General features: G+C 44.9%; 10 protein-coding genes. All 10 read left to right on the top strand.

From position 1 onward, the window contains the following. Nucleotides 1-121 precede the first annotated feature (121 nt). Nucleotides 122-565, top strand: a complete 444-nt coding sequence (locus ACFQ0C_RS31045) for a HEAT repeat domain-containing protein (protein ID WP_379372624.1) — start codon at nucleotides 122-124, stop codon at nucleotides 563-565. 177 nt (nucleotides 566-742) lie between these two features. After that, nucleotides 743-3001 carry a helix-turn-helix domain-containing protein gene (locus tag ACFQ0C_RS31050; RefSeq protein ID WP_379372626.1) on the top strand — a complete coding sequence of 753 codons (2259 nt, stop codon included), beginning with the start codon at nucleotides 743-745 and terminating at the stop codon, nucleotides 2999-3001. A 693-nt stretch (nucleotides 3002-3694) separates the two neighbouring features. Then, nucleotides 3695-4576: an ABC transporter permease gene (locus ACFQ0C_RS31055; protein ID WP_379372845.1), complete on the top strand. Its 882-nt coding sequence runs from the start codon at nucleotides 3695-3697 to the stop codon at nucleotides 4574-4576. A gap of 51 nt (nucleotides 4577-4627) precedes the next feature. Next, complete coding sequence (locus ACFQ0C_RS31060; protein WP_379372628.1) at nucleotides 4628-5506, top strand: carbohydrate ABC transporter permease; 879 nt, start codon at nucleotides 4628-4630, stop codon at nucleotides 5504-5506. A gap of 70 nt (nucleotides 5507-5576) precedes the next feature. Continuing rightward, nucleotides 5577-7103, top strand: a complete 1527-nt coding sequence (locus tag ACFQ0C_RS31065) for an extracellular solute-binding protein (RefSeq protein WP_379372630.1) — start codon at nucleotides 5577-5579, stop codon at nucleotides 7101-7103. 175 nt (nucleotides 7104-7278) lie between these two features. Next, nucleotides 7279-8007, top strand: a complete 729-nt coding sequence (locus tag ACFQ0C_RS31070; protein ID WP_379372632.1) for an SDR family NAD(P)-dependent oxidoreductase — start codon at nucleotides 7279-7281, stop codon at nucleotides 8005-8007. 23 nt (nucleotides 8008-8030) lie between these two features. After that, entirely contained in the window at nucleotides 8031-8669 is a 639-nt protein-coding gene (locus tag ACFQ0C_RS31075) for a ThuA domain-containing protein (protein WP_379372634.1), read from the top strand. Nucleotides 8670-8982: 313 nt separating this feature from the next. Further along, entirely contained in the window at nucleotides 8983-11340 is a 2358-nt protein-coding gene (locus ACFQ0C_RS31080) for a helix-turn-helix domain-containing protein (RefSeq protein ID WP_379372636.1), read from the top strand. Nucleotides 11341-11361: 21 nt separating this feature from the next. Then, nucleotides 11362-12264 (top strand): ABC transporter permease, encoded by a 903-nt coding sequence (locus ACFQ0C_RS31085; protein ID WP_258211683.1) that lies wholly within the window; start codon nucleotides 11362-11364, stop codon nucleotides 12262-12264. After that, nucleotides 12265-13137, top strand: coding sequence for a carbohydrate ABC transporter permease (locus ACFQ0C_RS31090; protein WP_258211682.1), 873 nt, complete (start codon nucleotides 12265-12267; stop codon nucleotides 13135-13137). The last annotated feature ends 141 nt before the right edge of the window (nucleotides 13138-13278 follow it).

Below are 13278 nucleotides of genomic sequence, written 5' to 3' on the forward strand. Positions count from 1 at the left end.
CACCATCCTAAAAGATATATTTGGAGTAAATGCCATACCTGTGGTATGTTTGTCCTTTACGGATACTCGTTCCATACGGAGCAGTTCAAAAGCATTTGGAGATAAAAGGAGATTGAATGGCTTGAATAGTAATGAAGTAAAAATCGATTTGCCCCCCAACTATGAGGAATTAAAAAAATCTGTCAATCGAACGTCGAATTGGAGAGAGCGTTTAGATGCTGTTGAAGAGCTGGGCGGTTGGAAAAACAAACAAATCATTGATTTGCTGACGACTAGATTGAAAAGCGATGCCGTGTATAAAGTTCAAGAGGCGGCTTTCCGTAAGCTCAGAGAATTGGGTGAGGAAGTTCAATTACCGTCCAAAAATAAAGGTGAATTATTTAAAGGTGTAACTAAAATTTTGCTTAGAATTAAAAAAAGTTTACCGGAAGGTCATACGTTCGAAGAGTTTAAAGAGAAGCTGAAAAAGATGAGACTCGATGTATACGATACGTACGAAGGTGAAAAGGGCGCTGACTTTGATCAATGGCTCGAAAGCACCTGGGCGTCATTGTTAGTAAGGTAGGCAGCATCGCATTATGAAAAGCACCCGCCAAAGGCGAGAAATCGGCCTAGTTGGCGGGTTTCTTTTTTTTGTGGATTTAGAGAAGATACCTGGTAATTTATCTCAAAAACAAATGTCCTCAAAAGCGAAAGCATATGATACAATGGGAAGCACTATACCCGCCGTATGGAGGATGCTATGCCCCCGCGATACTCTTTTTTCATTAAATTGATGATGTTTACCACACTGGTTAGTACGATTCCGCTTCTGTCTCTTGGCATCTATTCCTTCTTCCAATCAACTTCTACGGTCCAAACCAAGGTTAACGAAGCAAACGTTTTCATCTTGCAGCAGTCGCAAAACAGGGTCGAGCAAATTCTTAAAGTAATTGACCAGGTGTCCGGGCGTTATGCCGAAACACCATTTGTTGTTAATTCAGTAGCGAAGCGTATGAAAATTGAAGATTTTCAGGATATCGAATTGCTTGTTAGAGGTCTTCTGGGCGTACAAACGTATGAACTGGGCGTTAAGTCTGTGGAGCTGCACAGTCTTCAGAACGAATGGTATATCAAAGACGGCGGCTTTTACTTTGGTACGGATAAAGGGAAGGAAGCCGGGACATTCAATTCCGTCTATAACTTCCGATGGATGCCGGATATGGATCAATCCTTTTCGGGCATTAAGCTGGTGAAGCCTATTCCGTCAACGGCTTCCGAGCAGAAGGGCTATTTATCCGTGCGTGTGTCCAATACGGAGCTGGCCAAGCTGCTGACTGGAGGTTTTTCAACGCGGGAAACGATGATTATTGACGACAGGATGAATGTCATTATCCACAGCAACACGAGTCGAATCGGTCAAAGTGTCCTGTCTGAGCCGTGGTTGAAGGAATTGCAGAACACCGGCAATATGCAGGGCTATTTCAATAGCACTTTGCAGGGTAAGGACTACAGCGTGATCTATAATCAATCGCGGTACAATAATTGGACCTATGTATCGGTAATTCCTTTAGAGGAAGCGAAGAAGGAATCTGCATCGATTGGGTGGGCCACTTTAACGGCATGTCTGCTGCTGCTGCTGTTTACTGCGCTGCTAGCTTATTGGGGCTCGAGGCGGATGTCCTTCCCCGTACGCAGCCTGATGGAATTTACGATGCGTCACAGTAAAGCGTCCGGCTCAGGAGCTGCAGTCAAGGATGAGCTGCAATGGATCGGTACGCAGTTCGCTTCCCTGCATCAATCCAAAGAGCAGCTGGAGGGTCAAATGAAGATTCAATCGGGCCAGCTCATTGATTACTTCATGCTTAAGCTGTTTCAAGGCGAGATGCATCGCGGTGAGCTGAATGAAAAGGCAAGTCAGTACCATATTCCTGCCTGGGACCGGTATGCTGTAATGGTCCTGCAAATCGATACACTGGAGCAAACGCGGTACAATTCCAATGAGCAGGATCTGCTCTTGTTTGCGATCAACAATATCGCTTCCGAGCTGATCCCGCAGCCCCAGCGGATTCATGCTATGCCTATCGGAAATTATCAGGTAACCTTGGTCGGCAGCGATGTAGAGAATCACAGGGAGCTGTTGAGCGATTTGAGCGTTCTTGCTGAATCGGTGCAGAAGGCAGCAGCTGAATTTCTGGAGCTTAAAGTCAGCATAGGAATTAGCCGGCCATATGAGCATATGTATGCAACACATCAAGCGTTTCTAGAAGCCAAAGAAGCTCTGCAATACAGAATACGACTTGGGGAAAAAGCTATTTTGCATTTGGATGACCTGAAGCCGCAGCAAGCGTCCCGCCATTACTATCCACATCATCTAGTGTCAGAGCTAACACAGGCGATTGCCTTTCTGGACAGGGACAAGGCGGGTGAGCTGCTCCAACAGTTTATTCAAGAAGTGCTCCGGGTAGAAACCGACCCTAACCTTTATCGTATGTCCTTCGCTATGCTGCTGACGGATTTGGCTCGGGTTATTTATGACATGGGAGATACAGGAGAACTATTTTCCCAGGATCGCCGCAACGAGTATGAGCAGCTGTTCAGCCTAAAGACACCACAAGAAATCGAAGGCTGGTTCAATACTCAGATTATTCATCCTATGATCGAGCTGACACGCAAGCGGCATGAATCATCCGGCAAAAGCATCTCCCGCTCAGTGATGGATCTGATCCATGAGCATTATGATAGCGACCTGACCCTCGAGCAGTGTGCGCTGCGGATGAATTACAGCACCCATTATATTCGCCGGATGTTCCGCAAAGAAACCGGGCTTAATTTCAGCGACTATTTATCCGGATACCGTCACGACATGGCGAAGAGCTGGCTGAGCGCAACGGAAATGAAAATTACGGAAGTTGCTGAACGCCTGCAATATACCAATGCGCAAAATTTCATCCGTCAGTTCCGCAAGCTGGAGGGGATGACTCCGGGTCAATACAGGGAGCAGAAGCAAAAAGAGCTTTAGCAGCTGCTGTGTAACCGCTAAGAAAGCTTAGCTTCCTCACTGAGCTAACGCTTGGAGTAGAGTTATTGTTTCTAAAAGTTGGACAGATACTAGCTAAAGCTACTGTGTTGAGAAATTATCAAGCTATGAAGTACCTTAGCGTAACTGAAAGTTCCGCTATTCAATCTGTCTCGTCAATTTTGAGATGATAACGGAAGTCGGAATTCCGTTATTAGGGATAATGAGGGCGATTTACATAAAAAGCGAAGAGATAACGGAACGAATGGTTCCTGTATTTCTTCGTTTTTTTGCTTTTTTGGGAGCTAACGGAACAATCACTTCCGTTATTATTTTAGAGACAAGGATACGAGCACTGAGCTTAAATGCCCAGCTCCGGGCCCGCCCCCTTATACGGGATTCTTCTGCCAATAAGCTGAGCTTTAGCGGAAGCTGTATGTCCAAACATGGAGGTTAACAGCCTGCTTCCAATGATTATTGAAGGGGACGCTAGTGATTATGAAGGCTTGCTGTACCTGAAGTTTCGCCGATAAGAGCAAGTGGAACGCTGTTGATTATTGAACGCAATCTCCGGCTTCGGTATGCTGACGCTATCGACATAATCAAGGAGGACGATGAATGGTGGAACTGACTTCTAAACCGTTAAAGACGCACACGGTTGCTAGGAGCAATGCCCGCCGAAGGTTAAACCGTCTGATGAAAAACAGGTGGCTGTATCTGATGGCAATTCCGGGCATGCTCTACTTTATAATTTTTCGATATTTCCCAATGTGGGGGCTGCTGATCTCCTTCCAGGACTATCAGCCGGCTCTCGGCATGCTGCATAGCAAATGGGTTGGATTCAAGCACTTCGAGCGATTTTTCTTTGATGCATCCTTTGCTATGCTGTTCAAGAATACAATCATATTGGCCATATACAATCTGGTATTCTTTTTCCCGCTGCCCATAGTACTGGCTTTGTTATTAAATGAAATTCGCAAGGAAGTATTTAAACGAACTATCCAAACGATTGTATACATTCCTCATTTTGTATCCTGGGTTGTGGTGGTCGGTATTTCGTATATGTTTTTTACAACCGAAGGCGGAATTGTCAATGATGTGATTGCATCCATAGGCCTTCCCAAGGTGGAATTTCTAATTTCCAGCGAGTGGCTCCGAACTATGATCGTTTCGCAGGTAGTTTGGAAAGAAACCGGTTGGGGAACGATTATTTTCCTGGCTGCGTTGGCCGGCGTTGATCCGCAATTGTATGAGGCTGCAAGAATAGATGGAGCCAACCGTTTTCGGCAGCTGTGGCACATTACGCTTCCTGCGATACGCAGTGTCATTGTGATCTTGTTTATCCTAAGGCTAGGTTCCTTTTTGGATACAGGCTTTGAACAAATCTTCCTGATGCTGAACTCAATGAACCGTGAGGTAGGCGAAGTATTCGATACTTACGTTTACAACGTCGGTATTCAGCAAGGCCAATTCAGCTACAGCACGGCAGTCGGATTGTTCAAATCGGTGATCGGACTGATACTGGTGGTTGGAGCTAACCGGATGGCCAAAAAATTCGGCGAAAGCGGACTGTATTAAAGGTGGGTTTAGCCTTGAAAACTGCCTTACTTACGAAAGGAATGGTAACTGATGGTCAATAGGGGCTTAGGCAGCCGCATTTTTGACGGCTTTAATTATACATTTTTAACATTATTCGCTTTGGTCATGCTTATTCCGTTTATCTACATTGTTTCGGTCTCCTTTGCAGAACCGGCAGAGGTGCTCAGGCGCGGCTTTATATTATTCCCGACCTCCTTCTCATTGGAGGGGTACCAATACATTTTCTCTACGAGCATAATTGTAAACAGCCTATTCGTGACTATAGGAATTACCGTAGTGGGGACCTTTATCAATCTTCTGTTCACCTCGCTGTTGGCCTATCCATTATCGAGGCAGGATTTTGACGGGAGAAAGCTGTTTATGATGCTCATTGTATTCACCATGCTGTTTCATGGAGGCATTCTTCCAACCTTTCTTGTTGTAAAAGCAATGGGAATGCTTAACAGTTATTGGGCGCTGCTCATACCTAATGCTATCAGCGCTTTCAATCTGATTGTGGTGGTGAGCTTTTTCCGGCAGCTGCCGGAAGGGCTTGAGGAAGCCGCCAAAATTGACGGCTGCAGTGATTTGGGCCTGCTCTTTCGAATTGTGCTGCCTTTATCCGCACCTGTGCTGGCAACGTTCGCCTTATTTTATGCAGTGGGGCATTGGAATACTTTTTTCAGCGCGATCTTGTATATCAATGATTCGAAAATGTGGCCTATTCAGGTCTGGCTGAGGCAGATTGTCATCTTATCCCAAGGCGGGATCGGCGATTCGACCCAGTTTGATCAGAACTATGTGGCTCCTCCGTCGCAAATCATTAAGATGGCCGTAATTGTAATATCTACGGTACCGATTTTGATCGTCTACCCTTTTTTGCAAAAGCATTTTGCCAAAGGGGTCATGCTTGGATCTGTAAAAGGTTGAAGGAGCTCCCGCCAAAAGAAGGATTGGGAAGCATTCATATAATATAATAGTAAGGGGAGGCAATACGACTATGAACAGGAAAAAGGCAATGAGAAAAGCAGGAATTGCAACGATGGGTGTTATGGTAGGCGCTGCTGCACTGCTGGCTGGCTGCGGCAATGATAAAAGTCCGGCAGCGGGAGGTACGGGAAACAGCAGTGCGCCGGAAGCGAAAGGACCGCTGAATCTTAGCATTATGACCTTAATGTATGCCGAGCCGCCTAAAGCGGATAGCGAAGTTCAGAAGAAGATCGAAGAATATACGAACACGAAGCTGGACATCTCCTGGGTACCCAATTCCTCCTATAAGGAAAAGGTCAATGTGACGATTGCTTCCGGTGAGCTGCCTAGGGCGCTGCTCGTACAGAACAATAAGGATTCCAATATTTTGAGCGCTGTACGTGCGGGTGTATTTTGGGAAGTTGGCCCGTATTTGAACGATTATCCGAATTTGGCAAAAATGAATAAGACTGTATTTGATAATATTAAAGTGGACGGCAAAATTTATGGTTTGTATCGCGCCCGCGACCTTTCGACCTCTGGTATTATTTTCCGCAGCGATTGGTTGAAAAATGTAGGTCTTAGCGAGCCGAAAACTGTTGATGATCTATACAATATGCTTAAAGCCTTTACTTTAAATGATCCTGACAAGAACGGAAAGGCGGACACGGTAGGCTTAACGGAAGAAAAAGAAATGCCTGGCTTCCTAGTGGTGGCTTCCTATATGGGTGCTCCGAATGGTTTTGAAGTGAAAGATGGAAAGATGAGCCCGGATTTCTTGTCTCCGGAATATTTTGAAGCGATGAAATTTTATAAAAAGCTATACGATGAAAAGCTGATTAAACAGGATTTCCCAGTGCTGAACACGCAGCAGAAGAAGGATGATATTAACCAGGGCAAAGCTGGAGCGGTTATCTCGAACATGATCGATGGAGCCAGCTACCAAGCCTCGCTTACCAAGTCATTCCCGGGAGCGGATGTGGACGTGGTAAGCCGTATAACAGGGCCTAAAGGAGAACGTACGCCAGGCGGATTAGGCTATAACAGCGTGTTTATGTTCCCTAAATCAAGTGTAAAAACAGAGGCGGAATTGAAGCAAATTCTTGGCTTCTACGATAAGATGTCCGATCAGAAGATGCTGGATTTGCTGGGCTGGGGGATCGAGGGAAGACACTACAAGCTGGAGGATGGCAAGCCTGTATTTATCGATCAAAAGCTGCAGGATACCGAGGTTGGCTCCAGCTATCTTCAATTGCAAGTCGCCAAGTATACGGCTAAAACGACAGGCAAAGAAACACCGCTTATGGAGAAGTATGGAAAAATGATCAAGGATAACGAGTCTATCGCTGTGGGCAACCCGACGAATCCGCTTGTTTCCGAAACGCAAACGACCAAAGGCAGCGAGCTGAAGCCTATTATCGACGATGCCAGAACTAAATTTATTCTTGGCAAACTGGATGAGGCGGGCTGGAAGCAAGCGATAGAGCAATGGAGAAAAGCAGGCGGCGACAAAGTCATCGAGGAATTCAACGTGCAAAATGGAAAAAACGGCAAATAAATTAAAGATTTTATTAAAAAAGAGGGGCAGCCATGCCCCTTCTTGCGTTATACTTGCTCTATAAGCAAGTAATTAGAGGGCTGGAACGCAGACGTGGTCCATCCCATCACAGAGGGTCTTTCTTCAGCTTTATTATGGTCGTTTAAAAAACTCTAATCAAGGAGGAGTGACAATAATGACAGCAAATAGGTTGACGGCTTGCATATCCGGTACGGACAGAGGAATAGGCTTGGAGCTAGTGAAGCATCTTCTAAAAAAGGGATATATCGTATTTGCAGGGGGCATTATCAAAGACAACGAATCCATCAGTCAGCTTGCGGAGCAATTTCCAGGACAGCTGCACGCTTCCATTCTCGATGTAGGCAGTGACGCAAGCGTGAAGGAGTTCGCCGCTTTCATCGAGAGTAAGACCGACAAGCTGGATCTTCTGATCAATAATGCAGCCATTCTCGGCGAAACGAAACAAACGGTGGAAGATTCTATTGATTTCGAAGACATCCAGCGCGTTTATAATATCACTGCAGTTGGCGCCATCCGCTTATCGAACTTATTGATTCGGCCTGTTATGAACGGCGGCAAGCTGATTGTGAATATTTCGTCAGAAGCAGGCAGCATCGGGAACAGCTATCGGGAAGCCTGGTTCGGGTACTGTATGGCTAAAGCTGCGTTGAATATGGGGTCATCGATTATACATAATAAAATTCGCAAAGAGGGTGGGCGGGTTATGCTGCTGCATCCGGGCTGGGTCAAGACCTTTATGCAAGGTACATGGAATGACCAAGGCACTTATACTCCTGAAGAAGCAGCTTCTAACATTTTGCAAAGAATCGATGAATTTAAAGATCAGATTCGCGAACTGCCGATTTATATCGAGGCCGATACCGGGAAAGAACTTCCTTGGTAGACGGAATGAGAGGAGAGCTGACATTGGCGGAAAAAATACTATTGGTAGGCGATGGGGAGGCAGCTATATATCATCCTTTGGAACCGGTTAGATTAGAGTTGGAAGCGATTCTAAAGGATGAGTTTGAGCTTATAAGCACGGAGGAGTATGAAGCTTTCGTTGATTTGGAATCAAGTGAATACAAGCTTTGCATTTCTTATACGGATTGCTGGAAGCGCGATCTGACCTCCGGGCAAACTGCAGGGCTGTTGAAGTTTGTATCGGGGGGAGGCAGCTTGATCGTCCTTCACAGCGGTATTTCTATACAGGGCAGATACGAGCTGCTGCAGATGGTTGGGGCTAAATTCACCCATCATCCCAAGTATCAGTCGTTAAATTATTATGGAACGTCTGAGGGACATCCATTGCTCGTTGATGTCGACAATTTTACCGTTGATGAAGAGCCTTATATGTTTGAATTCGATCCGTTTACGAAGAAAACCGTATTTTTGGAATATGAATATGAAGGGGAGCGTTATCCGGCAGGCTGGGAACAGGACTATGGTTTGGGCAAAGTTATTTATTTGCAGCCCGGGCATAACGCAGCTTCATTCAGACCGGCAGCCTATCGACAGCTGGTTCTTAACAGTGCCCGCTGGGCAGCGGCAAGGGAGCAGGTATAGCAGTTTTGTACAGGTGAACGTGTGAGAAGATATATTGGATGATGTGTAAGAAAATGTGTAAGAAAATGTGCAAGAACATGTGTAAGCTGAAAAGACATCTCCAAGTATTCCAAAGCTGCCCATAATGAGCAGCTTTTTTTTGTTTGAGTGCTAACAAGTGTAGGTTATTGCTCATTCCTTTGTCGGAGAAAGTATAATGCCCGGCGCGATAAATGTGCAATAGAAAACTAGAGCCATAATAAAAATGTCCAGTTGTGTGCAATATGCGGTCACTCTATAGTAAGCGTAAGCAGCTGGGAGAAAGGGAATTGCAATGATGAAAAAAATAGCTAAACCGCAACGAACCGTCAGCTTCTTCCACAAAAGCTTAATTATTACCTTACTCATATCCAGTATTCCAATGGCGCTCCTGACCATGCTCACCTATTATATTGGGATTCGTGAAATCGAGAGAGAAGTGGGACGGACACAAAAGCTTCAATATGAGCAAGTTTCGGAAAGGATGGATGCGCAATTAGCCCACTTAAAGTTTACGGTGAACCAATGGGCTTACAACCCGGTTTTTAATGATCTGAAAAATCGTAGCATTTCCAAGGATGTGCGGTTCACTCTGGACTTGTACAATCAGCTGATCGTTATGAAAAGCTCGAATCCTTTGATCAACCAGGTCTCGTTATTTTTGGATCAAGAAGGAAGCTTGCTGATTGACGGAGAGAATGGCAGCCGTACGATACGAAACACAGATGAGAAGAACCGCTATCTTACGCTGCTGCAGCAGAAATCCTTCATGTTCTGGAATGAGGCGCTGCCTCATAGCAGTAATGAGAAAAATTCCGTTGCCATGTCTTTAATACAGAAGGTTCCAATTGAGGCCGAGCCCTCTTATGGAATTCTGATAGTTGATTTGAAGAAGGATGAAATCAATGCTCTGCTCCAGCAGTTGAATCCGGTAGGCCAAGGAACAGCCTTTCTTTTAATGCAGAACGGCTCCTACTTAGTGACAGACAGCAAGCATGGGATGGCCTCAACAACAAGCTCAACTCTAGACGCAAATTCATTGGACGAGATTATACGCACCGAGGTAATCAAGCATAATCAGGAGGCAGAAGCGGGAACTTTTCTTTATTCAGCGGATAAAGAAACCTACGTAGTTTCCTACGGAAAGCTTAAGAATACTGGTTGGTTCTATGTATCGGCTACTCCACTATCTCATCTGACCAAGCCGGTTGAATTAATTTCCAAGCTGCCCCTTGGCGCGAGTCTAATTGGCCTGCTGCTATCCGTGCTTCTTTCCTGGTTCGCCTCCAAGCAGCTGTATCGTCCGTTGCAGCACTTAATGCGGGTATTCGGGTCAGATAATAAAAGTTTAGCGCAGGGCGAAAAGAACGAGGTTGATTTTATCGAAAACAAGTGGAACTATCTCATCCGTGAGAGAACAGATTTGCAATTCAAAATGGAAAAGGCGGTTCCGGCTCTTCGGGAGGGCTTCATGCTCCAGCTCGTTCAAGGCCATCTAAGCACATTTTCGGAACAGCGGATTCGTGAGGAATTCGAGCAATTCGGTATTCAAATCCAGGATCAACAATTTTCCTTGCTTGTCATCCAGCTCTATGGTTTTACGAATTCATATAGTAATTTTGCCAAAGGGGATGAGCAGCTGATTACTTTTGCAGCCGCTAATATTGTGGATGAAATGGCTGGGCAGCTATCCAAACAAACTCAGATCATAAACTTTCAGGATTTGACCATAGGCGTATTATTCATTTCGCCGGAAGATCATTCAAGAGAGCAGATCAAGTCGGAGCTCTTTGAATTTGCGCGCTTGCTTATTGAGCCCTTGCGGGATTATTTGAAGCTTCAAGTAGTTATAGGCCTAAGCCGGATTACGACTTCACTTAAGAAGATCCCTGTCATATTGGAGGATACTCGGCAGGCTGTCCGGTACCGGGATATAGAGATGGAGAATTCGATCATTGATTCGGAGGATATAGTGCTAAGAGGCGAGCATTCCACCCATTATCCTTTTATTCAGGAAAAAATGCTGATTCAATCGATGCAAATGGGGTTAAGAGATCAGTCGATGCAGCTGGTTGAGGAGTTTTTAGAAGCTTTGCAGGTGAAATCAAGTAAAGAATTCGTTATCCAACAAGGCATGCTGCAGCTGCTTGGCAATGTTCAATTCGCCATGCTGCAAATAGGCTGCAACCCTCAGCATATTTACAACGGGGTAAATCTATTCGAACAGCTGCTCCTGATTCGTGAGCCTGCCGCTATGCTGGAATGGTTTAAATCGAAGCTTATCCATCCATTTATTGAAGAGATGCAATCGATCAAGGATTTACAAACCAAGCAAATCGTTGACAAAGTCATAGCAATGCTTAACGAGAATTTTATGCAGGATATTTCCCTGGAGGCTTGCGCAGACAGGTTCGGTACTTATCCTCAAAAGCTAAGCGCGAGCTTTCGGCAAACGGTGGGCGTTAATTTTATCGATTATTTAACCAATCTGAGGCTGGAGAAATCGAAAGAATTGCTTATCAGCACCGATCTGAAAATAAATGATATTGCAGAGCAGGTCGGCTACCAGCCAACCTACTACAATCGTATCTTCAAAAAGCATGAGGATATAACGCCAGGCCAATACCGCGAAAAGCATGCATACAGAAAATGATTTGGAGGAGGAAACTAACGCATGAAAGCTTTGTCCGGTATAAAAAAGGACTCCTTTCTTTACCTGCTCGTTTTACCGGGAGTATTATACTTTCTAATCTTCAAGTATGTCCCTATGTGGGGAATCGTTATCTCCTTTCAGGATTACTCGCCTTATATGGGGGTATGGAAAAGTCCATGGGTAGGGCTTAAGCATTTTATCGATTTATTTAACAATCCCGATTTTATGATTTTATTCCGGAATACGATGGTTATCAGCTTGATGAGTATAGTCTTTTATTTTCCGATGCCTATATTAATCGCTTTGCTGCTGAATGAACTGAAATCCGCCATGTTCAAACGTGTCATTCAATCTGTCGTCTATCTTCCGCATTTTCTTTCATGGGTTATTATTTCAGGGATCACGTTCCTGATGTTATCGCAGAGCGGAGGGATTATTAATAAGCTGCTTCCTTATTTCGGATACAAGCCGTTCAATTTCTTGACCAATCCCGACATATTCTGGTGGCTGCTAACCGCACAGAGCATATGGAAGGAAACGGGTTGGGGAACGATTATATATTTGGCTGCCATTGCAGGAGTAGATCCACAGCTTTATGAGGCTGCCAAAATGGATGGAGCTAATCGATTACGGCAAATTTGGCATGTGACGATACCTGGTATCCGCAACATTATTATCACGCTTCTTATTTTAAGGCTGGGTCATATTATGGATGTTGGCTTTGAACAAGTTTTTCTTATGATGAATGGTGCTGTATCCGAAGTGGCCGATGTGTTTGAAACCTATGTTTACCGCAATGGCATTCAACAGGGACAATTCAGCTATAGCACGGCGGTAGGCTTGTTTAAATCTGTCATCGGCTTGGCTCTGGTCATTATTTCCAATAAATTGGCTAAACGTTTTGGAGAGGAGGGGTTGTACTAGATGAAAGAGAGTCGCTTATTTGGTGCAGTGAATGGAGCCTTCCTGGGAATAGTTGGCATTCTGACTTTGTTTCCTCTCTATTATGTGTTTGTCGTATCGTTCACCGATCCTGCTGAGTACATACGAAAACAGGGCTTCATTTTATTTCCAGAAAAATGGTCGCTGCTTTCCTACAAATACATTTTGTCCACCTCTACTTATCTGAATGCGACAGGAGTCAGTGTATTTTTGGCAACGGTAGGCACCGTACTTAGCTTGATGGTAACAGCTTCACTGGCTTACGGTTTATCCCGCAAACGATTGAAGATAAGAAAGCATCTGATGATGATGATCTTGTTTACGATTTTATTCAGCCCGGGTATCATTCCGCATTATATTCTGGTCCGTGATTTAGGCTTGATCAACAGCATTTGGTCGTTAATTATCCCTGCACTTAGCAGTGGTTGGTATGTGTTCTTGATGAAGAGCTTTTTTGATAGCATCCCGCCTAGTCTTGAGGAAGCAGCCATGATGGACGGGTACAATGACTTCGGAATTTTTTTCAAAATCATTCTTCCGCTTTCATTGCCGGCGCTTGCGGCGTTTGGCTTATTTTATGCAGTGGGGTATTGGAACACGTATTTTAATGCGGTTCTTTATATCAATGTCTCATCCAAATGGCCTTTGCAGATTTTGCTTCAGAACATTCTAATCGATTCATCCACATCCTCCTCGGGTTCCGGGGCTGCTGAAATCATGAGTGAACAGCAGGTGCCTGCCCAGACGTTGAAAATGGCTGCAGTCGTAGTTGCAACAACACCGATTTTGCTGGTTTATCCGCTGCTTCAGAAGCATTTTGCCAAGGGTGTCATGCTGGGCTCCATCAAGGAGTAGCTGCAGTAACGATACTTGATCGGAGTGGGAGTAGAGGAAGTGTTCGGGGAACATAGTGGATGGTGGAGGGTATAGGAAAAATTGGCTGTATAGCTGGATTTTCAATGACTTTGAGAGGGGTGAGCCGGACTTTTAAAGAGA

Source organism: Paenibacillus sp. GCM10027630, from assembly GCF_042676305.1.
Lineage (GTDB): Bacteria > Bacillota > Bacilli > Paenibacillales > NBRC-103111 > Paenibacillus_S.